This is a genomic window from Streptomyces sp. NPDC101110 (genome assembly GCF_044759525.1).
GTDB lineage: Bacteria > Actinomycetota > Actinomycetes > Streptomycetales > Streptomycetaceae > Streptomyces.
Map to the genome: position 1 here is coordinate 271,166 of NZ_JBIVZM010000011.1, position 26,777 is coordinate 297,942.

Annotated in this window: 18 protein-coding genes; 9 read left to right on the top strand and 9 right to left on the bottom strand. The window is 67.7% G+C overall.

Annotation, left to right across the window (positions count from 1 at the left end; translation table 11 throughout):
• Positions 1–81: 81 nt before the first annotated feature.
• Together ACIQU3_RS25775 and ACIQU3_RS25780 are read right to left on the bottom strand one after the other, a co-directional pair.
• Positions 82–777 (bottom strand): HAD family hydrolase, encoded by a 696-nt coding sequence (locus tag ACIQU3_RS25775; protein ID WP_403927946.1) that lies wholly within the window; start codon positions 775–777, stop codon positions 82–84.
• A 19-nt stretch (positions 778–796) separates the two neighbouring features.
• Positions 797–1,273 carry an Lrp/AsnC family transcriptional regulator gene (locus ACIQU3_RS25780; RefSeq protein WP_403738580.1) on the bottom strand — a complete coding sequence of 159 codons (477 nt, stop codon included), beginning with the start codon at positions 1,271–1,273 and terminating at the stop codon, positions 797–799.
• A 540-nt stretch (positions 1,274–1,813) separates the two neighbouring features.
• On the opposite strand from ACIQU3_RS25780, the gene ACIQU3_RS25785 reads away from it, so the two are divergent.
• A complete protein-coding gene (locus ACIQU3_RS25785; RefSeq protein WP_403927974.1) occupies positions 1,814–2,746 on the top strand; it encodes a MurR/RpiR family transcriptional regulator in 933 nt (310 codons plus the stop codon).
• Between the two features lie 17 nt (positions 2,747–2,763).
• Here the strand turns inward: ACIQU3_RS25785 and ACIQU3_RS25790 are convergent, their stop codons facing one another.
• The 4 genes from ACIQU3_RS25790 to ACIQU3_RS25805 all read right to left on the bottom strand — a co-directional run bounded on the left by ACIQU3_RS25790 (position 2,764) and on the right by ACIQU3_RS25805 (position 8,397).
• Positions 2,764–3,339, bottom strand: coding sequence for a BlaI/MecI/CopY family transcriptional regulator (locus tag ACIQU3_RS25790; protein WP_403738669.1), 576 nt, complete (start codon positions 3,337–3,339; stop codon positions 2,764–2,766).
• Between the two features lie 328 nt (positions 3,340–3,667).
• A complete protein-coding gene (locus ACIQU3_RS25795) occupies positions 3,668–4,534 on the bottom strand; it encodes a LysR family transcriptional regulator (protein WP_403738586.1) in 867 nt (288 codons plus the stop codon).
• A 982-nt stretch (positions 4,535–5,516) separates the two neighbouring features.
• Positions 5,517–6,281: a PucR family transcriptional regulator gene (locus ACIQU3_RS25800; RefSeq protein ID WP_403738589.1), complete on the bottom strand. Its 765-nt coding sequence runs from the start codon at positions 6,279–6,281 to the stop codon at positions 5,517–5,519.
• Positions 6,282–6,897: 616 nt separating this feature from the next.
• On the bottom strand, positions 6,898–8,397 hold the full coding sequence (locus ACIQU3_RS25805; protein WP_403927949.1) for a monooxygenase: 1,500 nt from the start codon (positions 8,395–8,397) through the stop codon (positions 6,898–6,900).
• Positions 8,398–9,431: 1,034 nt separating this feature from the next.
• On the opposite strand from ACIQU3_RS25805, the gene ACIQU3_RS25810 reads away from it, so the two are divergent.
• Positions 9,432–10,628 (top strand): N-acetylmuramoyl-L-alanine amidase, encoded by a 1,197-nt coding sequence (locus ACIQU3_RS25810; protein ID WP_403927951.1) that lies wholly within the window; start codon positions 9,432–9,434, stop codon positions 10,626–10,628.
• A 931-nt stretch (positions 10,629–11,559) separates the two neighbouring features.
• Here the strand turns inward: ACIQU3_RS25810 and ACIQU3_RS25815 are convergent.
• On the bottom strand, positions 11,560–12,582 hold the full coding sequence (locus ACIQU3_RS25815) for a chitinase (RefSeq protein WP_403927954.1): 1,023 nt from the start codon (positions 12,580–12,582) through the stop codon (positions 11,560–11,562).
• Between the two features lie 1,075 nt (positions 12,583–13,657).
• On the opposite strand from ACIQU3_RS25815, the gene ACIQU3_RS25820 reads away from it, so the two are divergent.
• From ACIQU3_RS25820 to ACIQU3_RS25830, 3 genes are all read left to right on the top strand, one after another.
• On the top strand, positions 13,658–15,070 hold the full coding sequence (locus ACIQU3_RS25820) for a fibronectin type III domain-containing protein (protein WP_403927957.1): 1,413 nt from the start codon (positions 13,658–13,660) through the stop codon (positions 15,068–15,070).
• Positions 15,071–15,117: 47 nt separating this feature from the next.
• On the top strand, positions 15,118–15,633 hold the full coding sequence (locus tag ACIQU3_RS25825; RefSeq protein ID WP_403738605.1) for a hypothetical protein: 516 nt from the start codon (positions 15,118–15,120) through the stop codon (positions 15,631–15,633).
• A 133-nt stretch (positions 15,634–15,766) separates the two neighbouring features.
• Positions 15,767–16,435, top strand: coding sequence for a response regulator (locus ACIQU3_RS25830; protein ID WP_403927960.1), 669 nt, complete (start codon positions 15,767–15,769; stop codon positions 16,433–16,435).
• A 498-nt stretch (positions 16,436–16,933) separates the two neighbouring features.
• On the opposite strand, the gene ACIQU3_RS25835 is transcribed toward ACIQU3_RS25830, so the two are convergent.
• Positions 16,934–18,355, bottom strand: coding sequence for a M1 family metallopeptidase (locus tag ACIQU3_RS25835; RefSeq protein ID WP_403927963.1), 1,422 nt, complete (start codon positions 18,353–18,355; stop codon positions 16,934–16,936).
• 1,130 nt (positions 18,356–19,485) lie between these two features.
• Between ACIQU3_RS25835 and ACIQU3_RS25840 the strand changes: the two genes are divergently transcribed.
• The gene (locus tag ACIQU3_RS25840) at positions 19,486–20,415 is read left to right on the top strand and encodes an SGNH/GDSL hydrolase family protein (protein WP_403927965.1); all 930 of its coding nucleotides are present in this window, start codon (positions 19,486–19,488) and stop codon (positions 20,413–20,415) included.
• A gap of 76 nt (positions 20,416–20,491) precedes the next feature.
• On the opposite strand, the gene ACIQU3_RS25845 is transcribed toward ACIQU3_RS25840, so the two are convergent.
• A complete protein-coding gene (locus ACIQU3_RS25845) occupies positions 20,492–23,206 on the bottom strand; it encodes an AAA family ATPase (protein WP_403927968.1) in 2,715 nt (904 codons plus the stop codon).
• A gap of 800 nt (positions 23,207–24,006) precedes the next feature.
• Between ACIQU3_RS25845 and ACIQU3_RS25850 the strand changes: the two genes are divergently transcribed.
• The 3 genes from ACIQU3_RS25850 to ACIQU3_RS25860 all read left to right on the top strand — a co-directional run.
• Entirely contained in the window at positions 24,007–24,366 is a 360-nt protein-coding gene (locus tag ACIQU3_RS25850; RefSeq protein WP_403738634.1) for a DUF485 domain-containing protein, read from the top strand.
• A gap of 28 nt (positions 24,367–24,394) precedes the next feature.
• Positions 24,395–26,002, top strand: a complete 1,608-nt coding sequence (locus tag ACIQU3_RS25855; protein WP_403738672.1) for a cation acetate symporter — start codon at positions 24,395–24,397, stop codon at positions 26,000–26,002.
• A gap of 103 nt (positions 26,003–26,105) precedes the next feature.
• A partial coding sequence (locus tag ACIQU3_RS25860; RefSeq protein ID WP_403927970.1) for an AMP-binding protein occupies positions 26,106–26,777 on the top strand: 672 nt, incomplete at its 3' end.

Consider the following 26,777-nt stretch of genomic DNA (forward strand, 5'->3'; position numbering starts at 1 on the left):
AGGCGAAACAATCATCCCTGCCGCAAAAAAGTTCGCACACCCCGTCCGAAGGAGTCCACGGACGTGCCGTGCCCGACAAGATCAGGACGGATCGGCCGAATTCACCAGCCACTCGTACGCGGACCGTGCCGTGAACTGCGCCTGACCGCCCGGCAGGAGCAGCCCCGCAGTCGCGAACTCCGGCGCCCCCGCCTGGTCCGGGACGTACGGGATCGCGATGCAGCGCATCCCGGCGGCGTGGGCGGCGGCGGCACCCGGAGCCGCGTCCTCCAGTACGACGCAGTCGGACGGGGCGGCGCCGAGCCTGCGGGCCGCCTCCAGGAAGACGTCCGGAGCCGGCTTGCCGTGTGCGACCTCGTCGGCGGAGACCACGGTGTGCAGGTGCGCGTCCAGCCCGGTGCCGCTCAGCACAGCCGTGATGGCTTCCGGCGACGAGCCCGAGGCCACGGCCATGGATACGCCCTCGGTCGCCAGCAATTCGACGAACGTGCGCATCTGCGGGTAGGCGCGAGTGGCGCTGCGGACCAGCCCCAGGTAGTGGCGGTTCTTCACGGCGAGCAGCTCCTCGACCGGGGCGCGCAGACCGTAGCGGTCCCTCCACTCCGCGACCGTCTCCTGGGTGCTGATGCCGACGTACCGCTCGTGATCCGCCCAGGTGAAGTCCGCGACTCCGTACTGGGCGAGCGTCCGGCGGCCCGCCTCGTAGTAGTTCGGCTCGCTGTCCACGAGTGTTCCGTCGAGGTCGAAGATGACCGACATGCCGCGGAGCTCGCTCATGCGGCCATGATCTCAAAGATCATCCGCGGGCCGAGCGCCCGATCGACTCCACCAGCGGCAGCAGCCGGTGGGAGACGCGCTCGCGCAGGGCGACCTCGGTACGGGTGCGTACAACGCCGGGCATGCTGATGAGCTTCTGGACGACGTCCTCCAGATGTGCGTTGTCCCGCGCCACCACCCGGGCCAGCAGATCCCCGCCGCCCGTGATCGAGAACGCCTCCACGATCTCCGGCACCGCCGCCAGTGCGTCACCCACGTCGTCGAGATGGCCCTGGGTGACCTCGATGTGCACGAACGCCAGCACCGGGTGCCCGAGCGCGGCGGGGGAGAGGGCCGGTGCCGTACCGGTGATCACGCCGTCGCGCTCCAGCCGGTCGAGCCGGGCCTGGAGCGTGCCGCGGGCGACGCCCAGGATCCGGGCGTACTCGCGCACGCTCGTGCGCGGCTGCTCCAGCAGCAGTCGCAGGATGCGGGTGTCGAGCTCGTCCACGGGCATGGCGCGTTCTCCTCGTCCGTCGGCCCTGTCGCGGCCTCTCCCGGCCGCTGCATTTATACCAATGGATCAGCCTAAGGGCATTTGATTGAGCCGGTGGCCTCCCGGTTGCAGATACGGGTGGGTCGATGGCCATGCGGGTCCCGCAGCACCCCTTCCCTGCGTACCCATGCCGGTGTTGCAGAAGGGGCGTTGGGCGGTGCTGAAGATGTTCATGGCTCCGCATCCGGGGGGACGCGGCTGCGGTTCGCCGCACGAGCCGTGCCCGCAGCCGGCCTGCTCGCCCCTGGTGGTGCAGCAAGGAGGTCGGCATGAGTCCGATCAAGGATGACCGAATCTGCTCAGACTCCGAAATGAGGCAATGCGCACCGCGGCGGGCCCGGCGAGGATCCGGCTGACCCTGCTACTACGGGAGACATCGGCATGTATGTCCTGGTCGTTCCCAAGTGGCAGCCTGGAGTCGGGTTTCACTGCTGTCCGCATGCTGTACCATGCGTTTCAATCAGGCGAGGCGCTGGAAATGGCATTCCGAAGGTGGTGGTGATGGACTCGGATGCGTCGAAAGACGCCGTCAGGAACCCGGTCAGCGGCGGGGCCCCCGGAGGGCTCACGCGGCTGCGCGCGGCTGTGCGCGGTCACTGGGAACAGTTGTCCTCCGCCGAACGCACCGTGGCCCGTCACCTTGCCACCGCGCCGCCGGAGCAACTCGTCTTCGCCAGTGCACAACAGCTTGCGGGGGTCAGCGGCACCAGTAATGCCACTGTCGTACGCACGCTGCAACGGCTCGGGTACGCCGGCCTCCCAGCGCTCAAGCACGAACTCGCCGCCGACTTCACTTCGTCTGTCGCCCCCGAGGTGCGCCTCCAACAGCGCATCGCCCACGTCGGCAAGGACCTCAACGGCATCTGGAACGACGTCTTCGAGGAGACGCGCGAACGCATCGACCGGTGCCGGGAACTCAACTCCGTTGAGAATCTGCAAGCCGTGGTGACCGTGCTCGCCTCCGCGGGCGAGGTGCTCTGCTACGGCGCGGCCGCGTGCGAGATCGCCGCACGCCATCTCGCGCGGGCACTCAACCGGATGGGGCGGCCGGCCAGGTTCAGCGGAGAGACCGGGTTCGCCCTCGCCGACCCCTTGCTCGCCCTGCGCCACGGGGACGCTGTCGTCGTCTTCCAACCCGGGAGACTGCTGCGCGAACTGGATGTCATCGTCGAAAGCGCTCGCTCCGTCGGTGCCAAGGTGGTGTTCGTGACTGACGAACTGGGGGATGCCTTCCAGGACCGTGTGGAGGGCGTCCTCATCGCACCGCACACCGCCACGGGTATCACCAACGAGGGGCTGACCGGTCTCGTCGTTGCGGACGCACTGCTGCTCGCGCTCGCCACGATCGACGAGACCCGTGCCGTGGAGACCTCGCACCAGTTGACAGCACTACGCGAGCGGCTCCTGCCTGACGACCAGGAACACCGCCGTTGAGACGTCCAATTCACTCGTCAGACCGGGGCCGTCCGGTTACGGGTGTTCGCGTGGACGTCCGCCGAGTAGAAGACGGACTTGCCCTGCTTGTTCCGGCGTACGTGCCCCTTGGCCACCATGGCCTCTAGGGTGCTCCGCACCACAGTGATCTTCAGGTGGCGGTCGGGGTGCTGCTGAGTCAGGGCGGCGGTGACGTCCAAGGCCGAGCGGGGTTCGCCCGCCTCCTGGAGATGACGGACCACGAGGTCGCGGAGAGTAGGAACCGCCCCGCCGACTGACTTGCCGGAGCCGGTCGCCGACGACGTCCGGGTCGCGGTGGGTGACTTGCCGGCCGGCGCCGCAGGCTGCCCCGAAGCCTGGTGCGGGACCGGCGCCTGAGCGCCGGGCGAAGAACCTGTCGCCGTCATCTCCATGTCACCGAGAGCCTGCTGCATGCTGACCAGAAGCGCATGATTGTGCCGCAACGCCTCCAGCCTCTCGTGCATCTGCGCTACCTCGCGTGCGACGCGCTCCTGCTCTTGAACGTTGCGTTCCAGGTCTTCCGCCAGCCGGGCGGCGTACAACGGCTTGAGATCAGTGGTGTCGTCGTGCATCTCGGCCACAGTGACCCTTCCTCGATGGTGTGGCTTACGTTACTGGATGGTTCTCGCAATGATTATGAATACCTCACACCCCCTGCCCGGCTCCAGTAAGGGCTTGCAGCCAGGCATGCCACCGGCGCCTCTGGCGCGTCCAAGGGGCCAGGGGGAGTCGGGGTGGGAACGCTTGTGCTGAAGACGTGCGATGTCTTCGGCGACGCGTCCGTCAGTGCACCGCGGGGCCGCCGCCGACGAGTCCGTTGCGCGTGTGCGGTGTGCCGCACGGACAGGCGGCGCACCAGACCGAGCACAGGCGGCGCGCGTGCGGTGAGGCTGCCTATGCTCAATCAGCCGGGCAGAGCAGGTCGAGGACGGCTCGGAGACGGGCAATGTCCTCCCGACCCAGACGCGCGGCTACGAAAACAGAGTTGAGTACGGGGGCGGACGGCGTGTGCAGCACACTCAACCGGCCGGCGTCGAGCGCCTCCTGCGCAACGTACCGGGGCACGACGCCGAGCCCGCACCCGGCTTCGACGGCCGACACCACGGCGCGCAGGTCGGCGACGGTCAGAGCGGGCACGGGCGGTTGAGCACGCCAGCACGTCCGGAAGTAGTGGCGCGCCATGGGCATGGCAGGAGAGTAACCGACAAAGCGCCGTGGGTCGTCACCGACCTGATAAGGGGCCTCACCGACACGACCCACCAGGACGAACTCCTCCTCGCACAGGCGCCGCAGGGCTAGCTGCCCGAGAAGGTCCTGCTCGACCTCCGTCATGACGACGAGGTCCAGATCGCCATGGAGTAATGCCCGGGTGAGCTCTGAGGCCTGACCGATCCTGCAGTGCACCTCCATCCCGCTGTCCAGCAGTGGGGACAACCGGGGCACCAGATGGATGGACAGCAGGTCACTCGGCGCCCCCAGAAGCACGGGAGCGTCCGTGGCAGCCGGAGTCAATGCCTCGGCCGCCTTCTCCAGGGCGTCGAGATGCGTCGCAATCCGTGCCGCCAGCAGGTGCGCGGTCTGGGTGGGAGCCACTCCCCGCCCCATGCGTTCGAAGAGCGTTCGCCCCATGAGGCTCTCCAGACTCTGCAGATGACGCGAGACGGCCGGCTGAGACAGCCCGAGCAGGCCTGCGGCTCTCGCGACGCCCCGGCACCTGTACACCCACAGGAAGGTGCGCAGGAGGGTGAGGTGTGCCCCGTGTTTCATGGCCGAACCCTTCAGCGAGAGCCAACGTTCTCCAGCGGTGACCCGTCGATGAGGAACCGATCACCTACCCTGCGGTCAGCAGTGGCGACACCGTCGGTCGCGGGCGTCACATCAGAGCCGCAGCACTGGGTTGGACGAAGCAGGCACGCGGACGGAAGCATCCGCCTCCGACCGGCCGGACCGATCAGCCGCACGCGATTGGTGAGCGCCTCGCCCGCGCTCGCACGCCGGCACGATGTGAGATCGAGGGCGATCCGTGCCCGGCGTTGTCGCTGCCTGCTGCTGACGTGGCTCAACTTTCCACACCACCCTGGCGATTGCCAAGCCCCGGGCCCCTTGTCGGCGCAACGCCTGGGTTCACCACCGGATGCTCGGTCCGGGTTACGGCATCTTTCGTCGTATTACGCCGAATCGCCTGCGGGTTACACGTTGAGCCGCTGATGATGACACAGCGGGCGGGAGGTCGCCCCGTAGGCCGGAACCGAGCGGGACGGTGTCATGCTCTCGAACTCACCGGACCCACCTGTCGGAACTGCCCGACGGGCGCTGCAACGCGAGGTTGGCGGGGCACCTGAAGGCCTCTCGCACGTTGCAAGCGGGCATCGGGCGGCGTGGTCCTACCTCGCACCTGTGCGAACTGGTCCGCCGAGGAACTGGCCGCCCATACCTTGACCACGCTGCATCTCAGGGTCGGCGACCCGGGGCGAAGACGGCTGTGTGCGCCCGATCGCATGACTGCGTACGCGCCATTAATGGGCACTGGGGCACTCATACCCACACCCTGCTGCCCCGGCTCCAAGCGCTGCACTTACCGTTCGAAGCAGGCGCGCCGCAGGATGCGTACGGCGTGGGTGCCGGCAGGAGGCGGGGCTGGACGCAGACGGCCACCGTGGCCGGGGCCTCGCGCTCAACCACGTCGTGCCACACCATCTGCAGTCGTACCCGCCTGAATGTGGGCGCTGACCGCCCAGCGATGACACTGTCAGGAGCACCGCTGAGATGCTGGAGGGCTGCCAAGGACCCCCCAGCGGGGTGCTTCAGTCAGCCGTAGGCCATGCAGCGCCAGCACCAGCTCCAGCCGGGTGGCGGGATCGTTCAGTTCGGGCCCGAACAGCCGATGGGCCTGGCGCATGCGGTACCGGACGGTCTGTGGATGGACGTGCAACCGACGGGCGGCCTCCGTGGCGCTGGGTGCCTCCAGCCAGACCGTCAGTGTCTCGGTGAGCCGTTCGCGTTGCAGCCGGGTCAGTGACGCCAGGGGCGCCAGCCGCCGCTTGATGAGCAACTGGGTCAACGCCTCGTCCTGGAGCAGCAGCAGCGCGGGCAGATGGTCCTCGACTTGGAACACGACGCGTCGGCCAGCGCTCTCACGGGCTGCGATCGGCAGCAGTGAGCGCGCCCAGCGCAGTGAGAGCGAAGCACCGTGCACCGGCAGGTCCGGGCCCACCACGACGGGCAGGTCACCTACCAGCCGGTTGAGCAGCGTCGCTGGATCCGGGCCCGGATGCGCGATCAGTACATAGGGATGCTCACCGCTCCAGTCGGCCAGCCAACCCGGCCCGGCCGAAGGGACGGCGTGCGCCGGCTTCTGGACGACAGCGACGGCCCGCAAGCGTTCCGGCAATGGCCAGGTGGCCCGCTGAGCCAACTCCTGCAGCATGCGGTCGTCCGCGGCCGTCCGCCCGGTCAGGGCGTCCGTCAGCGGCTTGAGCCAGCGGTAACAGGGCAGGCGTCTACTCGGCTGCACGGACAAGGTGGAAGCCTTCGGGCGTCGGTGCCCCACCCCGTTCGTAGCACCACTCGTCGCCGAGGGTTCCTTGACCACGGTTGTCCTTTCTGTCTGTGTCACTGCCGACTGCACGGGGGCGTACCGGCCGACAGCCGGCCGCATTGAGCAGCACCCCGATGTTGACCTCTGGAAAAGGGTCCTGAAGCCGCGGGCATGGGTGGCTCACAGCCGGGGAGGTGGGTTCTGTGGGCCCGAAACGACCTGTCCGACATCGAGATGGCCGGCCTTTGAAATGACGTCAAGCACCCAGGCATCGACCTGAGCGGTACTCAGCCCCCACTCACGCTCACCGTCGGTCCCTCGTGGGAAGCAGTGATTGAGAATCTATGGGCGAGCTGACAGGAACGTCAAGGGTTGACTAAAGTGGTTGACTCAGTGGCCAGTTGACTCAGCCGCCGGATCGTCGTCGCACACCGAGGTCATCCGGCAGCCGGTACAAGTCATTGCTCCCGCCGCGGAGCCGGAACCTGAACGTGGGCGTGCGGGCCTGTGGAGGTACGGGACCGTGGCGTGACACCGACGAACTGCGCCATCGCAGATGCGTCGACGACGTCCGGCGCTTGCCGGGAGCAATTCAGAACCAATTGGTCCACGTGAAGGTGAACAGGTACGCCCGGTGCGCCCCGTCGGCGATGCTCCTGTGCCGCAGGGAGTAGAAGGTCAGGGCACACAGGTAGAGTACGGCGAACAACCCGGCGATGACGGTCCCGAACGGGGGTCCCGCGATCACGGCGAACATCGTGCTGACGATCAGCACGCAGACAAGTCCGCAGTGAGCGGTGATGCGGTCGCCACGGGACGCGGTGGATTTCACTGGGCGTTCCTCTCTCATTCGTTTCGGCTTCCTCGGCAACGTTGCCATCGGGGACTTCGCCGTCGGCGGCTCGACGAGCGCAGGAGGAACGGACCTCAGAAAGGTCCTCAAGGCGACCCGGGGGCTGAGCAGTGAGGTGAGCGGTTTGCTCAGAGTGAGCACGGCACGGAACGCGCTGCCCACGTGAGGGTCGTGCGGGGCGAGGCGCCGTATCCGGCGCATGTACCTGCCGAGACACCTGTCCAGGAGGCCTGGAGCCGGGATGTCGCCGGTGGCACCTGGCAACCCGGCGTCCCCTGCCGACGAGAGCCGCCATGGTTGCTCGTAGGCGGTGGCCACGGTCTGCTGGAGGCGGTGAGTCGAGCAGGTCGGTCCGTCTTCCAGCACAGCTCGTAAGGCGAGCGCGCTCAGGGCCGCGGCCGAGATCCCCTGTCCGTACACGGGGTTGAAGGAGCACAGCGCGTCTCCCACAGTGAGGAGTCCGGCGGGGACACTGGCCCACTCGTAGCGGCGGCGGACATTCGCTGTGTGCCGAAACCCGAACACCGGTGATGCCGTTTCGGCCGTCGCGAGCCAGTCGTGCAGGAAGGGATGTGGTAGCAGACGTAGGAACTCCTGAAACTCCACCTGGTCCACCGGAGGTTCGCTGCCCCGTAGTCCGAGTAGACACACCAGGTGGGTGCCGCGCCCCTGCGGCAGGATGACGGCTCCCCGGGGCTGGGATGCGTCGGGCATGATGTAACAGCCCCTGGCGTCGCCGAGGCCCGTCATGTCGCCGCGATACAGCTGGGAGGCGTAGCCGAGGCCGGTGTCAATCCATTCCTCGTGCGGCGGTTCGGCGCCCAGGGCCTCCAGCCACACGGGGAACTTGGAGTGCCTGCCGGAGGCGTCGACGATGATGTCGGCGTTGAGGACGGTGGGTGTGTCGCTCCCGTCCGTCCGGTGGACGCTGATGCCGCGGAGCCGCTGGTGGTCACCCAGCAAGCCCGTGGCTTTCGCTCGGACAACTGCGATCTTCGGGTTTTTGAGGACCCGTTCGCGAATGATTGCCTCAAGGACGGGCCGTGGTCCCGTGTACAGGTAGGTGGTGGAGGGGAAGCGGCGTGACCAAGACCCCTCCTGCCACTGGAGCACATCCGAGGGGACCCCCACACGGGGGGAGTCCGCAGCCCACAAAAGGGCTTCCATACCCGGCAGGAGGCGTTCCAGCGCCTGTCGGCCGCCCTCAAGCAGGACGTGCGGATGGCGGTCCTGGGGCACACCCGGACGGGACGTCGGCCGCACGGGCAGCAGGTCGCGTTCCACGACGGTGACACGGTCTGCCCACCCGGTCAGTACGTGTGCCGTCAACAGGCCGGCGACGCTGCCTCCGACCACGACGACATGGGCCGCCGGGAGGTGCGGGTGGTGAGTCATGGGCACCGCGTCCTCACTGCGGACACCAGACCGCTCGGCAGGGAGGCGTCCGCCAAACCCAGGGGCTTCGGCTCGGTGAGCGCCGTGGGCAGTTCCCGGGCGGAGGAGGCCTCCTCCTCACCCGGTCGGCATGCGGAAAGTCCAGGGAGAGCGAGGCTCAGCGCGGCGGTAAGAGTGTGCATGAAAGGAAACTGCTTCCGTGAGGACGGGTGGACGCACGACACCGGCCCACGCGGTGAGGACGGCGGGCCGGGAAGGGGTGTCAATGCAGGCACCGGATGACAAGACGTTAGCCACTCCCCGCTCTCTACACCGCACAAGAACGGCCTGAGCAGGCCGTAGACCCCAAAAATTTCGGTGTCGGATTCGGGTCCCTGCCGCGGTATCTCCAGCGGGTGGTTTTCACCGCCTCATCCTCAAGAGGGTTACCCGTGTCGCTCGTTGGCCTTTCACTTGCAGTCCTCGACCGACGGCTTCCGTCGGCTGGCGCGGCACTGACTCGCTGCGCCCCGGCTTCCCGAACTCCTGGAGATGCAGTGCGGCACGAGAAAGCGACCCCCTTCACCTGGCCCTTCCCCGGCTGCCCCGACCCCCGGCCGGCCTGGAACGAGGACCTGTGCCGGCAGAGCTGCGAAAGTGACGAGGACGCCGAGGCACCGGACGAGCCCTGTCCGGTGGCATCGGTGGCGGTGCTCACGTCCTGGACACAAGACAGAGCCGCACCACGCCGCTGGCCGGTCCGGCCGGAGGCGGACGAGCAGGAGGCAGGACAGGTGGAGTTCCAGCCACCGGATATCCCCGGGCTCGTCGTGCAACGCCCGGTCACCGATCCCGCGCGACAGCCCGCGCCCGACGTACACGTGTTGAGGAGTTGAGGAGTGACTCGGCGAAAAACGCACCGACGCACGTCGCTCAGGAAGACGACACGAACGTGGCTGGCCGTGGGCTGCGCCCTGCTCGGTGGGGCGGGAGCGGCCACCTACGCGGGGGCCTCCTCGCCCGTCCAGCCGGAGCGTCATGCACGTACGGCGAGTGTGCACACCGTGCCGTTGACGGACGACGGCATTGGGGTGGACACCTACGCCTATCGCGGGCCGCAGCACTTCAGCGCCGTCATGATGACCTGGGAGGACCCGCGGGCCCAGATGCCGGGCACCCCAGAGATCCGGACGCACTCGGCGCGGAACGGCTCCTGGTCGCCGTGGACGAGGCTCAGCGCCGAACCGCTTGCAGCCGACTGGGCAGAGGGCCGGCACCCCGGGACACGCGGCGGCACCGCCTCGGTATGGGCCGGTGAGTCGGACGGGTTCGACATCAGGGTCGTCCGAGGCGACGGCACGATCACGAAGGACCTGCCGAGGGGGACAGCCGTACGCCTGCTGGACCCGGGGGACGACCCGGAGCCGACGGCGCAGCTCGGCACGACGTTCAAGGCGGGTAAGCCGCCGATCATCCCGCAGGCCCGGTGGGGCGCCACCGCCCGGCACAACGGCAAGCCTAGATACGGCAGCACCGTCAAAGCGGTGATCATTCATCACACGGGGGTGAACAGTGATAACAAGGTTTCCTGCGCCCGCTCGCGTGCGCGGATGCGGACCATTCAGCAGGAGCATCTCGCCCGCGGTTACTACGATGTCGGCTACAACTTCGTCGTGGATCGCTGCGGACAGATCTTCGAAGGGCGCAGCGGGGGCAGTGGGCGGCCGGTGCTCGGCGCCCACGACGTCGGGTTCAACACCAACACGGTCGGCATCGCGTACCTCGGTAACACCATGACGGCCCGGCCCACGCGTGCGGCGCTCAGGGCGATCGCCCGGCTCGTCGCCTGGAAGCTCGGCCGTTACGGTGTCGGTCCGGTCGGCCGGGTGCGCCTGGTTTCAGGCAGCGGCAAGGGCGTCGACGGCAACAAGGTTCCCCAGGGGAAGGCGGTCACGCTGCCCCGCGTGTTCGGGCACCGCCACACCAATGCCACCGACTGCCCGGGCCGCCATCTGTATCGGCAACTCCCTGCCCTCCCCAGGCTCGCCGAGAGCCTGGGGAGGCCGCACGCCGCGCGGCCCTCGACCACCCCGTAGAGGCCAGGCGGTCCGTCCGGCCGTCGCCCAAACAGATGCTCGACCTCCGCGTGGCAGCGCTCGACGGTCTCCTGCACGCATTGCACAGCCTGTGTCACCTGTTCGGCCACGATGGCCTGAGCGGCGGTGACATGCCGGTACCACTACGGCGCCCACGCCGCAGGTCGGCAGTTCGTCGAGCAGGCCGCGCCAGTCGCCGCCCGTGGGACGGGCCCGCAGGTGCAGCACCTCCCCACCGGCCGGCACCAAATCCGTGCGACGCGTCGGTCGGCCGGCCAACGACCGCCAGCGTTCCGCGTGCGGTGGCCAGACGGAGCAGTCCCTCGGTCATACACCAAATGTCCGTGACCGAGCCGACGGCCCTGCCCCGGACGCGGCGTTGAGCTTGGGCCGCCGCTGAACACAATCGCCGGCCCACCCGCGCCCTTTGAGCGCGGCAGGGTCGTCTTGTCGCACCCGGCGAGAAGGATCACGGCCGCAATCAGCTTGAGATGCGCATTGCACGCGGTGAGTGCCGAGAAGCTGCTGCGGATGCCGATCACCGCGCGGTCGTCTCGAAGTTGTGGCTGCCCATGGCCCACCTGTGCGCCGCGCATGACAGGACTCACACCGGCCCACCCCCATCGAAGGGCACGAGCCTGCGCGAGCTGCTGAACAGGTCTACCTCGGCGCGGCCGCCCTGACGAGGTACGGGCACGCATCGAGGCCACCGGTGCCCGCGATGTGGTCGAGAGCCGCACTGATGCGCTGAAGAGCAAGGTGCTGCGTGTGCTGAACACGGCGCCGCTGAGGTTGTCGGGGGTTCTGCCGGCTGAGAGACCCAGCGACCATGTCGGACAAGCAGCTTAACTGACGCTGGCGCAGAGACTGGGTGACAATGCGGGGCCACGAGGGGAATTCGCCCGCGGCCCCGCGTTCTTACCTCCAGGTGTCAACGGCTCTCGTAGGAGCCCAGTGCCTTGCTGAAGGCGAACGGCTTCTGCCGGACGCCGCTGCACTGCGTGTCGGTGACACTGTCCCGGCACTGCTTGTCCCGGTTGATGGAGTCCATGGACAGCCGACCCAGGTGCCTGGAACGTGCGAAGGCGACCAGTCCCTTGGCATCCCGCGGGGTGAAAGTCCGCTCACCGAAGTCGTTCGCTCCGATCCTCGGGGTGACGGCGATCGACTGCCATGCCTTCGCCGCCGGCAGCCCGAGGGCTGCTGAGATCTGCCGATGGGCGGCGTTCGCGGCGCCCGTGGTGTACTTGAGCAGGTCGGGCCCGGTGGCCCCGGCACCGGGGTTGCCGGTGACGAGGTTCACCATCGAGATATCAACTCCCTTGGCTTTGGCAGCGGTGAGCACCTTGACGCCGTTCGGGGTCAGGCCGCTGGACACCACGGGCAGGCTGAACGACACCCGTAGCCCCGGGTGATCCTTCTGAAGCCGCGCGATGGCCTGCGACCGGCGGGCGTTGAGGTCCGGCATGTTGAGGACGAACCCTTGAACGTCGAAGTCGGCTTCATTGAGCTTGTGTGTGTCGATGACCTTGGCGTAGGCAGCCGCCTGCCTCTCGGCGGATGAGCAGGCGGGCGTGAGATCGCCGCCGTCCCCTCCGAAGGAGACCTGCACGGCGCCACCGGCCCTGCGCAACTTCTCCAGCCCGGTGAAGGCCTTGTCCTGGTCCTCGGTGGTGCATCCGCTACCGCGCTGGATGTGGCCGAGAGTGAAGTGCTTGACGCCGCTCTTCCTCGCGGTGGCGGCGAGATCGAGCACGGCGCCGTTCGACACGTCGACGACAGGCAAGAAGGATGCGGTCTGAGCGCCGGCCGGACGGGTACCGCCGTCTCCGGAGCCCTCGCGGGCCGCCTGCGCACTGTTCGTCAGGACTCCGGCCGTCGTGGCGACGGCACCTGCGGCCATAAGGCCGACGACCACCTTCTTCGTATGGTTGACGCGGCGGTGCTGATTCATTGTCGGTACCTTCCGTTCGTCTCGATGCAGTCGTGTGGATCGGATCGACGGGGCGGGGACTGCTACGCCCATGCCGGAGCCCGGAGGGCAGGAAGGAACCACCGGCCGACCACACGTACGGTGAGTCGGGGAGCCCGTCGCTCTGCATCGGGTGAGCGTTCGACCGCTCTCGTGGCATCTTCAAGCACGCGGTGCCGAACCATCCGACCGGTGCTCAGTGTCCCGGCGCCGGCGAGTCCGCGCCCGAGGCGGGGGAAGTGTCATCAGGCGTGGACCGCCGGGCGCCCGGACCGTCCTGCCGCGGCAGGACGGCAACGAGTCAACCCGCAACGACCGTCAAGGACGTCGCCCTGTGGGATGACAGCGAAGGCCGGCACGAAGTCACTGCGACGGTGGCATCGCGGAGTTACCTGTCAACAAGCCGTGTCCTCGGACAGCTTGAGGCATGCGGCGAAAGAACCGGATGGCCCCGGTGAGGGACGGGCGGAACGGGCGTCGCCCGGGACAGCGGCCTCCGTCGACTGGTGCGACGTCGTACGGTCACTGCCTCGACGCCCTTCATTGTCCTCGGCGGGTCGCCAGCTCAGCGTCCCCATCACCGCACAGGTGAGGACCACCGCGACGATACGGCTGACACGACGGCGTTTCCCCCGGTCGTCAAGCTCGTGCCAGGCGGGCCGCTCCGGCACGTGAGGCTGCCAGAGTTCGCCGACTGCCTCCACCTCGCGCGAGGCGCTCTCATCGTCGGTAAACATTTGCCACACGTAATCAGGTATAGCCGCAGTGTCATTCTCTGACTTCCCGTCCGGTTGGTTGTCGTTCACTGTCTTCCTGTTCTTGCAGGATCACGTTCGTCGTTGTCGACGAACGTTCCACACACCCTCGTCCACGCGGACGATGCGCCGGACGGGCGTTGGCCCTTGACTTGCCGCTTCCTCGCCTGCTGACCACCCGCAGCACCCACTGCCGGGCCTCCAGCAGGGGTACCTCGCCCCGCCCCGCACGGTCAAGACGCACCGGATGGTGCGGCCTCCGGCCCGGGCCCGACCTCTCAGAGAACGGATCCTTCGTCACGATGGACGAGCAACCACCGCGCAGGCACCGCCGCAAGAAGCCACGGCTCATAGCCGCCGCCCTCATGCTGACAGCGAGTCTGGCTGGTGCGGCCATGGCCATAGGCAATGCCCTTCCCGGCAACGCGACACCGGACGCACCGCGTCAGGCGGAGAATCGGGCGTCTTCCTCGGCCGACGGAGACGAGGCGCCCGCCCCGCTGGCCGAGCCCCCCAGGAACGACAGCGCGCGCGGCATGGTCTACCAGGGCCTCCAGCCCGCACCGGAAGGGCACCCGTGCGTCGGCCTGTACCGGCTGCCGAAGTCGGACCAGTGCAGCCACGGGCCCGATGCGCCCCCCAAGGGCGTCGACATCAGCAAGGACACTCCTCCGGTGGAAGCCTTGGGGCGCGCCCGGGCCGGCTCCGCCACGGCGGGCCCCCGCGCCAAGGGGCAGTGCATCGGCGATGGACGGTCCGGTAACCGGGTCCAGGTCCTGTACGTTCATCCAGAGGGCCAGAACCGGTTCACACAGTACAAGGCCTCCTTCAAGCAGTGGGCCGCGGAAGCGGATGCCATCTACAACGCCAGCGCGGCCGAGACCGGTGGGACCCGGCACATCCGCTACCTCACCGACGCCGACTGCACGGCGGCGGTGACGCCCGTGGCGGTGCAGGCCAATGCCATCCAAAGCTTCGAGTCTGCCAACCGCGCCCTCAGCGACAAGGGGTTCAACCGGCGCGACCGCAAGTACATGCTCTTCATCGATGCCCGGGTGTACTGCGGCATCGGCACGTTCGCCGGTGACGAGCGGCCGAGTGCGGACAACCGGAGTAACTTCGGCCCCTCCTACGCGCGGGTGGACACCGGCTGCTGGAGCGGCCATGTGGCCGCACACGAACTCGGACACAACCTGGGCGCGGTGAACAACAGCGCACCCAACAGCAGCAAGGGTGCGCACTGCGTGGACGAGCAGGACGTCATGTGCTATTCCGACGCACCCTACTATCCCCGCATGCGCATGGTGTGTACCGACCGCACCGCCGAGCATCGACTGGACTGCAAGCACGACGACTACTTCCACACGGCTCCCCGGCCCGGCAGCTACCTGGCCACCCACTGGAACGTCGCCGACAACGTCTTCCTGGCCAGAGGCAAGGGCACGGGCCCGACCGGACCGACGACGGCTCCCAGGCCCTCGGCCAGTGCCGTCACAACCACCACAGCCACACTGACCTGGCGGCGAGTTACCGGCGCCCAGCGATATACCGTGAAGGTCAACGGCCGGACCTTGCGCGACGTCAACCGGACGAGGCTGCGCCTGACCGGGCTCAGGCCTGGAACCACCTACACAGTGTCGATCCGTCTGCATACCGCCCAGGGCGTGTCCCGGCCGGGCCCGGCCCTGCGATTCACCACCAGGTCCAGGCCGTGAGGGCGAGCGAAGTGGGCAGGCCGCACCGCCCGTTGATCCTCCTTCTGATGTCCGGGCTCATGGCCGTAGGTGGCGCGGGTCAGGCTGCCGCCCATGACGACACCATCTCCTTCCGGGTCGAGCCCGGACACGGCGGGCGGGTCCTGATGCTGGCGACGTACGAGAACGACAAGGACCCGGTCACACAAAAGCTGACCGGCACCCTGATCGCCAGCGCGACCGACGGACACACCGCCGGTCCCTGGCAGCTCGTCCCGGTAAGAGGCACCCCGGGCGCCTACACCACCGTCGAGGCACTGCCCCCAGGCCGATGGTGGGTCACCGTACGCAGCGCCTTCCCGGAGCTCGGCTACGGGGAGGGCCGGGTACGAATCTCGGCGGCGAAGAGAAGGGCGGCCCCTACGCAGCGTGGAACCCCGTCTCCCGCCGTCGCGCTTGGCACGACAGCGCAAGGAAGGGAGAACTACCTCGGCGGTGTGGGCCTTGTGACGGGGGGTGTGGCGGCCACGGCATGCGTAGGTGTCCTCCTCGCGCTGCGCAGACGCCGTAGTCAAGGAGGTTGACCCTGACCCTGCCTGGGTGCGGTGGCTTGTCCCACCGCACCCAGGGCTGTTGTCACCCATGCGCAGGGCATGACTGACTGCCATACTTGTGTGAAGCACAGGTCCGTAGCACGCATGTGGAGTGACGGCCAGGATGATAACTGTCCTCATCGCAGACGATGAGCAACTGACCCGGGAGAGCCTCCGCCTCATTCTGGAGGCTGACGAGGAGATCACCGTGGTCGCCGACGCCGCCGACGGACGCGAGGCCGTCGCTGCGGCGACGGCCCTCTCGCCGAACGTCGTGGTCACCGACATCCAGATGCCCGGCATGGACGGGCTCGCCGCCGCTCTGGCCATCAAGCGCCTCGCACACCCGCCGCGGGTCGTCATGCTCACCTCGTTCGCCGTGGACGATTACTTGTTCACCGCCCTCAAGGCCGGCGTGGACGGTTTCCTGCTCAAGGACAGCCATCCCCATGAACTCATCACCGCGGTCAAAGTGGTTGCCCGGGGCGAGGCCATCATCTCTCCGTCCATGACCCGGACGCTCATCCAGCGCCACACCGTTGCCGAACCGACCGCCGGCGCGCAAGAGCGGCTGAGGCTGCTCGGGCAGGAGCAGCGAACGCTGTTGTCCCTTCTGGCTCAGGGTTTGTCCAACAGTGAGATCGGGGCCAGGCTGAAGATGAGCGAGTCCCAGGTCAAGGTCCATGTCAGCCGCGTACTACGGCTTCTGAGACTCGCCAACCGCGTCCAGGCCGCCATCTTCGCCTACTCAGTCGGCCTCGTACCGCCCGCCTCGTATGCGCCGCTGCGTTGAGCGAAACCAGGCAGCTCTGCTGGCCCGGGCCGATACCGAAGGCGACCTCGACTGGGTCGTCGCAGTCGACTCCACCATCGTGCGCGCGATCAGCACGCGGACGGGGCCCGTCAGAAGGGCCCCGTCGGCGAGCCGGACGACCATGCCCTCGGCGCGCAAGGCGACCGGCTGGTGGCGGCGTCAGGGCGATCGAGGGCGATCGGCGTCGAGTGTCGGTCGGCACCCCCGGACCGCACCAAGGCCCTGACCGAGAACCGGATCGCCGTCCTTTGGCGCCTGGAGGCCGCCCTGCGGGACAAGCCCTCGCCACAGCATCGCCCCTGAGCCGGGTGCAAGTTTTCCCGAAGCGGCGTGCCGCGGGATGCCTCAGTGCGGGAACCGGCGCGCGGACGCGGGAGACAGAATGCACACCAATCTCTCCGCGACATCCGGCTTTCCGACAGCCTGGGACCTCTTGGCACGGCGTCGTCCCGGCATTTGGTCCTTCAGCTCAGTGGATCAGGGCTTCTTCGGTTTGCCCTTGCCGAACAGCCAGACATCGAAGATCTTTCGCGTCGGCTTGCCTGACATCTTCTCCGTAAGGGAGATGAACTGCTCGATGACCGCGGTACGGTTCCTGTGCTCGGCTGTCCATGCTTTCAGTATTTTGGAGAAGACCTTGTCGCCGACTGCCTGCCGTACCTTGTGCAGGACCATGGCACCTCGGTAGTAGACCGGGTCCCCGAAGAGTTCCTTCCCCGTCGCGGGCTTCCCGGGTACGGGTGCCCAGAATTTGTCCTCTGCCGGTACCCGGTAGACACCGTCGAACCACTCCTGGGTGGTCGCTCGCCCCCGCTCCTCGTCCCACATCCACATGGCGTAGGTGGCGAAGCCCTCGTTCAGCCAGATCTGCGACCAGTCCGAGAACCGCACCGAGTTCCCGAACCACTGGTGGGCGTACTCGTGGGCCATCACGGTGCTCGTCGGCGTCTTGCCGTAGACAGGACGGCCGATCGTCTCGAGTGCCGCTCCGATCTTGGGGGCGTGGTCGATGATCGCTCCGGCCGAGTCGACCGGATATGGACCGAAAAGCTTCTCACCCCAGGCGATGATCGCGGGGATCTCTTCCAGGGCCTTGCGTGACGAGGCATGATGTCGCGGGTCCACCGCGTTGACGATGGGTACACCCGCCTTTGTCTTCCCCGTCTCCAGTGTGAACTTGCCGACGGCGAGAGTGGCCGCGTACGGAATGGTCTGTGTCCTGTTACTCCAGCGGAAGGTGTTCCTGCCGAAGTCGGCACTCTCCTTGCCCACATAACGCCCGTTGGAGACTCCGGTGAGGCCGGCGGGCACGGTGACCGCGACATCGTAGGTCGCCGGGTCGTGAACCGTGTTGTTCACGGGGTGCCACGTCATTGCACCGAGAGGTTCACCCATCACGAAGGCCCCGTCATCGGTTTTGATCCACCCGTCTTGTGAGCCACCGATGAGTCCCGGCAGCACTTTTGGTGTGCCGTGGTAGGTGATGACTGTCGCGAACTTCGCTCCCTTGGCTATCGGATTGCTCGGCGTGATCGTGAGCTCATTGCCCTTCCTGCTGAATTTTGCCGTTGTGCCATCGACTTCGACTCGTTCGACAGTCAGTCGCGACAGGTCCAGGTTGAAGCGCGACAAGTTCTGAGTCGCTTTTGCCGTTATTGTACTGGTGCCGGACAATGCAGCTCTTGATTTCGGCTCTACTGTCAGATCCAGCGCGTAATGCGCCACGTCGTAGCCGCCGTTGCCGGCCCCTGGGAAGATGGAGTCACCAACTCCTGCCGATCCGGGGGTTCCTCGCACAGGCGCTTGGGCAGCAGCGTCGGCAGCAAGAGGCGAACAGCCTGACGTGGTGACGACAGCTACAACTGCCATGGAGATGAGGAGTTCTCTGCGTTCCAGCATCCCTGAATCCCACACTGGATCCGACCTTGGCCGCCACCGTGCCCCCCCCGAGATGTTGGGCAGTCGTACCGAAACATTGCTTGGTGACGGCAACTCGCTGTCCGGCGTCGCGTGAAAGAAGCGTTGCCCTACCACGGCACTGGCACCCGTCACCTGGGAGAGGCTCTGTGGCTGCGGATCATGTCCCGCCTCGGTGCCGACGTCCGCGCCGGCATCGGCCCGACTGTCGCCGCCGCCCCTGCCTCCGCGCAGATCGACGCCCCCGGGTGGCGTGCTCGCCACTGCCGAGCCCGACCACGCCGCCACGTGGCTGGCCGCGCTCCGGTCGAAGCGCTCCACGGCATCGGCCCCCGCCTCGTACAACAAGACCTACGTCACCATGGCCGGTGTCATCGTTGTCCTGCTCCGGCTGTGGATCAGCAACCTGGCGATCCTTCTGGCCGCTCCGGGCCCGTGCCTGCTGGCGTCGGAGATCAGCGGCCGGGCTGCGGAGGTGACGGTGTTCCCCTTCTCGCGAGTGTTATTGACAGGGAAGCCCGAGAGGTTGCCCGGGGCGACGGGGAATCAGTCCGGTGAAAGGCGACTTGCAACGGTCGTCGTTTCAGAGTCCTCCTCAAGTCGGTCACGCCTGTCTGTCGTTAGTGATCTGCTCTGCGTCAGCCGCGTTTGCGGTGCACCTGATCACGGGGGAGCGCATGGCCACGAAAGTCAAGATGTCATTTCCCAGGCGGGATTCAGCGTTCGGAACTCTCCGGTCGACACTGGACGAACCCGCATGTCACTGCGACTGGGAGCTGTGCACCCAGAACTCGATCCGTTATCACAAGGCCAGTGAGACAGGCCTCACGGAGAACCGGCGGGAAAGCGGGGGCCGGTGATGAGTGGAGTTCTTCGACGGCTCATTTGGGGAGTGCTTCTGGGTCTCATCGTGGCGAGTTCCGCTCTCCTCGTAGAGAGGGTCAGTGGCCCCCGTGACGCTCCCCATCTCTTGTGTGAGGTGGACATCAGGTGTTTCCCGTCCCGGATGGCAGACAGGACAGTGCTGGCCGACGCTCGCCCGACGCTCCGGGAGACGGCAGCATGAGCGCTGCTTCCTGCAGCGCGTCCGGCACCAAGAAGAAAGACACACCATGCTTGTGCCCACCAGATCGACGCGCCGGATGGCGGTGCTGACCTCGGCCTGCTTCGGCGCCCTCTTGCTGATGCCGATGACGGGCGGCAGTGCCACCGCCGCACCCGAGCTCCGGGACCGCGTCGACTACGTGGCGCTGGGCGACTCCTTTGCCGCCGCCCCTGGTGTTCCCTCCCAGGTACACCAGGCGTGCGCCCGCTCCAGCCGCAACTACCCTTCGCTTACGGCAGCCAGGCTCACCGCCCGGTTGACGGATGTCACCTGCTCCGGGGCCACCACGGCGGACCTTGCCGTGAGTCGCCATGGAGAGCCGGCTCAGTTCGATGCCCTCAACAGGGGAACCGACCTCGTCACTGTCACCATCGGAGGCAACGACGGAGTGGGATTCTCCAAGGTGTTGAAGACCTGCGGCGAATTGAGCAACTCTCAGCCGGCCGGTGCCCCATGTCGTGAGCACTTCACCGAGGGAGGCCGTGACCGGCTCCTGGAAGGCATCAACGAGACTGCTCCGAAGGTTGACACGGTCATCGACGCCGTGCACCGCGTCGCGCCGCGTGCCAAGGTGCTCATCGTCGGATACCCAAGCCTTTTCCCGCACGACGGCATCGGCTGCGCCAGCAGCAGCGCACCATTCGCAGCGGGGGACTTCCCCTACCTCCGGGACACCACCATCCGGCTCAACGCGATGCTCGCCGAACGCGCCGTGCGCAAGGGCGCCACGTATGTCGACACCTACACACCCTCCATCGGCCACGACATGTGCCAGCCGGCCGAACGCCGTTGGATCGAGGATCTGGCACCCAGGACGGCAGCCGCGCCCGCCCACCCCAACGCCCGCGGAGAAGCGGCCATGGCCGAGGCCGTCACGCGCGCACTGGCCAAGTGCCGGTCACACGCGAAAGACTCGCCCGCGCACCACGCGGCCTGACTCCTCGTGCCCGTCGCGCGGCCGTCATCATCCGCCAGATGGTGCCGGCCGCGCGGTTCCCGGGGGGGGCAGTACGTCAGTTCAAGGCCTCATACAGGGCATGACGGCCCTGTACCCCGAGCTTCGTATACGCCTTGGTCAGATGCATCTCGACGGTGCGCACACCGACGTAGAGCCGTTGGGCGATCTCAGCGTTCGTCATGCCCTGCGCGGCCAGTTCCGCTACCTGCCGCTGAGCGAGTGTGAGCGCCGTGCGCCCCCGGAAGGTTGGAGTGCGGGGCCGGTCGCCGAGGGAGCGCAGGCCCGCGAGGGCCTGGTCCCCGACGGACTCGGCACCGCATTCGAAGGCAAGGCTGGCCGCATCCCGAAGCGCGGCACGCCCCTCATCCGTGTATCCGCACTCCAAGGCCAGCAGCCCCCTGTCCGCCTGAGCCTGCGCGTATCGGAAGCGCGCAGGTGTGCCGGCGAGAATCCGGCAGGCCTCTTCCAGATGGTCCAGCCCCGACCGGCCCCCGGTCACCAGGCCCCGTGCCCGCAGCGCGACCGCGATGGTCTCGGGGACCCCCCAGGTCCTGGCCAGTTGCAGCTCCTTGTCGGTGAGGGCGAGTGCCCGCTCGCCCTCACCCCGGCGCAGGTACAGCAGCGCTGCCTCCGAGCGCCAGGGGTAGAACCCGGGCGCGGGCATGCCCCGCGCGTCCAGTCGCTCACCGCAGTGCAGCAGATCGGCGAGGGCCTCGGTCTGTTTCCCTTGGGCGTCGTGCAGCCAGGCACGCACAACCAGCGGGTAGTCGTACAGCATATGGGTGCGCGACGGCCCCATCAGGTCACTGTCCACCAGAAGGGCCTCGGCCTCGCTCACCCGGCCCTGCCGGATGAGTGCTTCCGCCAGGGTGGCCACGGCGAACACGCAGTGACTCTCACTGCGGCCGATGCCGATGCCACCCAGAGCCGCCAGCGCCGCTTCCGCGTCCGCCTGTGCAGCGGAGAACCGCCCCAGTCGACACAGGGCGTTGGCGCGGGCGCTCACGGACTGAGCGAACGCCAGAACCGACGCCTGCGCCTGGCTCTGGGCCACAGCGGCGGCGGCGTGCTCCAACGTGAGATCCGGCCGGCCCGCCGCACTGAGGGCGAGCGCAGCACAGGAATAGACCAGCGATTCGTCGTCCGTCGGCAGCAAACCCCGGCGCAACCCGTGTAGCGCCCACTCGACCGCCTGAGCAGACATCTCACCGAGCGCGGCGGCGCGGAAACTCAACAGGGCAGCGAGAGGACGTTCCACCGCAGCGGTAGTCGCATGGTCCATGGAGAGCTGGCGCAGCCGTGCCCGGGTCTGCCTCGCTGGTTCGGGCTCACCCATGCTGACAAGTAGGTAGTCCAGTTCCAGGCGCAGCGCGAAGGCAGGGTCCCGGGGACGCAGCCGCTCGATCGTGCGCTGCAGGACCGCGACGGCGTCCTCGTAGTGATCGACCGCGAACAGCGCGCTGGCCAGCTGGCGGGCGGCTGAGGCCTGTGCGGCCGGATGCCCGGCCAGCGACAGGCTGGTGCGCAGCTCCTTCACCGCCGCAGGCACATCGCAGTCCATCTCGGCCCGGCCGAGTTGCGCGAGCAGTTCCCCCCGGGCGCCGTCGTCGACTTCCTCGCGCAGAGCCCGGCGCAGATACGTCAGCGCCTCCTCCGGGACACACCGGGCCATCGCGACGTCGGCCGCCGCCCGCAGTGCCGGTACGGCGAACTCCAGGCCTGGTGGACTGTGGAACACATGCCGGGCCAGCTGCTCGGCAGGCGCACCCCAGGTGACCAGGAACCGCGCCGCTCGCGCGTGGTACTCGGCGCGACGGCTGGGCGGAGTGTCGTAAGCCAGCGCAGCGGCGAGCAGACGGGACGCCATCCGGACGCAGTCACCGACACGTTCGACCACACCGGCGCGCGCCAGCGCGTGCACCAGGTCCTCAGCGGTCTCCATATCCATGGAACTGACATGCGCGATCACTTCCGCGGGCAGCGCGGTCTCCAGCACTGCGAGGACTGTCGCGACCTTCTCGCAACCGGACCCGAAGAACCTCAGCAGTGGCCTGACGGCGGCACTCACCTCTGGCACCAGGCCCGCCATGATCTGCTCCGGCGCCTGCTCGCCCTCGGCGCACGAGCCGCCGATCAGGGCGCCCAGTACGGTGCGGAACAGATAGTGGTTGCCGCCTGTGGCGCTGAGGCAGGACCGGAGTACCTCCTCAGGCGCCTCCGCGACCAGCGTCCGCGCATGGTGCTCCATAACCCGACCGCTGAGCGGGGAGAGCTGTGTGCGGTGGTGGAAGAAGCGCAGCACACGGCCCAGAGCATATTCGTCACCTGAGTCACCCGGACCCAAGGACGCGATCATGTTCAGCAGCTTGGGGTCGGAGTCCGACGCCCGAAGGAGGTCGGCGAGCGCCTTGAGCGAATCGGCGTCCGCCCATTGGAGATCGTCGATGAAGACGACCAACGGCCCCGGTGGTCCGGCCGCCTCGGCAACCTGCTCACTCGACGACGAGCCCGAGGTCCACCGAGAGGCACCCAACTGCCGCATCAGCGATCCGCCGCGCAGACGGTCCGCGGGGACACAGGACGCCCACAGCACCACCTGGCCCATGTCCGTGGCCTTCTCGAAGAGATCGGTGAGAAGTGCGGTTTTCCCGCTGCCGAAGCCACCTCGGATGAGCCGGTGCGGTCCCGCCGGCTGGTCGAGTGTGCGCCGCAGCTCCTCCCGTTCGGCCTCCCGGCCGGTCAACGGCGGGATCATGCGCTGGCCGGCCAAGGACGCGGCACCCTCAGAAGACTGAACCGGTGCTCGCGAGGCGCTCTCACAAGTCTTCCCCTTCCCTACCGAGGCAGTCATGACGGCCGCGAATGACGGGTCAGTACACCTGGCACCCGCCGCGAGCCACTGCCCCGACGCGCGGCAAGCGCGTGTCCGACGTGCCTGCCAACCGTACCCAGCCTCCGGCGCGGCCATGGAGGGGGAGCACCGAAACGTCGAGATCTTTCGGGGTGAGCAGGGGTGGATCAGCGCGTTGAGCAGTGACGCCCGTGACAGGATGACGTTCCGTTCCGGCGTCCGCTGCGTGCTCGTCGCACGCCTCGCGGGATACCGCCACAGCACGTCGCGGGCAGTGTCAGCTCAGCATTCCACGAAGCGCCTGCAACCGACATACCCACCTCGCGACGGCGCCCCCTTTCAGCGGCCTCCGCGGCGCGCCCCCTGTATCTGTTTGGAGAACCATGCCGTCCACCGGCCCACCCGAAGCCCAAGTCCTGCCGCCGACAGACGAACTGTACGGATGTCCCGAGCCTGCGCGGTCGGCCCATGCCGGCCCGCTGGGCACCGTAATCATCGCGATATCTGTCAGCGCGCTCCTGGCCAGCGTCTTCACTGTCTGCATGGTTTTCACCGGGAGGGCGGCGGAGAGCACGCCGGGGCCGGCCTCAGCACCGTGCTCGAGCGGCCCACAGCCCGTGGTCCCACCGCAGTCCGAACGAGACGTAGGCATCCCGGTGAGCACCCTCACCCAGCAGCACGCCACCTCATCGGCCTTTCCCGCACATCAGGAGTAAACCTTGACGACCACCTACGACAGACCCCACGGCTACCATCAGCTGTACGACACACCCGAGTTCAAGGACCTGAGGCGCCGCCACCGCAGGCTCGCCTTCACACTGACCGCGGCGTTCTTCTCCCTCTACATGCTGTACGTCCTGCTGTGCACCTATGCCCCCGAGCTGGTCACCTTCAAGGTCATCGGCAACATCAACTGCGCACTGCTGCTGGGCCTCGGCCAGTTCGCGTCGACGTTCGCCATCGCCTCGGGTTACTCACGGGCGGCCCGCAGGCGTCTCGACCCGCTCGCCGCTCAGCTGAAGGACGAGGTCACCGATCCGGCCGTCGGCCCGCAGGCTTACCGGCAGAGGAGCGTGTGAAGTGAACGCGCATCCAGGCGCACTGCCGATGGCCGCCTCCAGCGCGGCGGAGAACCGGACCCTCATCATCGCGCTCTTCCTCACCTTCGTCACGGCCACCCTCGCCGTCACGGTCTGGGCGGGCAGGAAGAACAAGGACACCACCGACTTCTACACAGGCGGCAGAACGTTCACCGGCTTCCAGAACGGCCTGGCCATCTCCGGTGACTACATGTCTGCGGCCTCCTTCCTGGGCATCACCGGCTCCATCGCGCTCTTCGGCTACGACGGATTTCTGTACTCCGTCGGATTCCTCGTCGCGTGGCTGGTGGCCCTGCTGCTGGTGGCCGAACCCCTGCGCAACGTGGGGCGGTTCACCATGGCGGACGTACTCGCGGCCCGTATGCGCCAGCGGCCCGTGCGCACGGCTGCAGGGACCTCGACCATCGTCGTGTCGGTGGTCTACCTCGTCGCCCAGATGGTCGGTGCCGGATCACTCGTGGCGCTCCTGCTGGGAGCCTCTGGGGAAGACACCAAGAAGTGGATCATCCTGGCGGTCGGCGCGCTCATGGTCCTCTATGTGACGGTCGGCGGCATGAAGGGCACGACTTGGGTACAGATCATCAAGGCAGGCCTCCTGATCGCCGGTGCTCTACTGCTGACGGTCCTCGTCATGAACAAGTTCGGCTGGAACCTGTCCTCCCTCCTGGGGGCCGCCGCGGACGCCAGCGGTAAAGGGGACACTTTCCTGGAACCCGGTTTGAAGTACGGCCTGGACTCCCTCACCCGGTTGGACTTCGTCAGCCTCGGCATCGCCTTGGTCCTGGGCACGGCTGGTCTGCCCCACATTCTCGTCCGCTTCTACACTGTCCCCACCGCACGGGCGGCACGTACCTCGGTCAATTGGGCCATAGCGATCATCGGCGGCTTCTACCTGATGACCATCGCGCTCGGCTTCGGCGCTGCGGCCCTGCTGGGGCCCAAGGCGATCAGCGCCTCGAACCCGGCGGGGACCACCGCGGCCCCGATGCTCGCCGAACGGCTCGGGGGCGGGGTGGGTTCCAGCGGCGGCGCCATACTGCTCGCCGTGGTGTCGGCGATCGCGTTCGCGACGATACTCGCGGTCGTCGCGGGACTGACCCTGGCTTCCTCGGCCTCCTTCGCACACGACCTGTACGCCCACGTCATCCGCAAGGGCGTCACCGAAGGCCGCAGGGAGATCGTCGTCGCACGGTACGCCGCCGTGGTGATCGGAGCGGTCTCCATCGTCCTGAGTCTCTTCGCGGACAAGCTCAACACCGCCGCGCTCGTCGCGCTGGCCTTCGCGGTCGCGGCGTCCGCCAATGTCCCCACGCTTGTCTACAGCCTCTTCTGGAAGCGGTTCAACACCAGGGGCGCTCTCTTCAGCATCTACGGCGGCCTGGCGGCATCGGTCCTGCTCGTCGTGTTCTCGCCGGTGCTGTCCGGCAAGCCGACTTCCATGCTGCCGGCCGCCGACTTCGCCTGGTTCCCCTTGGAGAACCCGGGACTGGTCTCCATACCGACCGGGTTCCTGCTGGGCTGGCTCGGCACCGTCCTCTCGCGCACCGAGGAGACGGACGAGGACAAGTTCAAGGATCTTCAGGTCCGTTCCCTCACCGGCGCCGGCGCCAGCTGACGACTTCGCCGTTCACACCATTCGTCCCCTGAACCCGATCAGCACAAGGAGATGTCGTGAGTACCGAGAGCCTGGCCAACCTGACGAGGAAGGACAAGGAACAGTGAGTGAGAGGCCTTCCTTCTCCAACCTGCTCAAGGAAGAGCGCAGGTTCGCACCCCCCGCCGGCCTGGCCGCGAACGCCAACGTCACGGCGGAGGCGTATGAACAGGCCAAGGCTGACAGGCTCGGCTTCTGGGCCGAGCAGGCCCGCCGGCTGACCTGGGCCAAGGAGCCCACCGAGACCCTCGACTGGTCGAACCCGCCGTTCGCCAAGTGGTTCAAGGACGGCGAGCTCAACGTCGCCTACAACTGCGTCGACCGCCATGTGGAGGCCGGACACGGCGACCGGGTCGCCATCCACTTCGAGGGCGAGCCCGGCGACAGCCGCGCCATCACCTACGCCGAGCTCAAGGACGAGGTCTCCAAAGCGGCCAACGCCCTGCTGGAGCTGGGAGTCCAGGCGGGCGACCGGGTCGCCGTCTACATGCCGATGATCCCCGAGACGGCGATCGCGATGCTGGCCTGCGCCCGGATCGGCGCCGCCCACTCGGTCGTCTTCGGCGGCTTCTCCTCGGACGCGCTCGCCACCCGCATCCAGGACGCCGACGCCCGCGTGATCATCACCGCCGACGGCGGCTACCGGCGCGGCAAGCCGTCCGCGCTCAAGCCGGCCGTGGACGAGGCCGTCGGGAAGGCCGGCATCGTCGAGCACGTCCTGGTCGTACGCCGCACG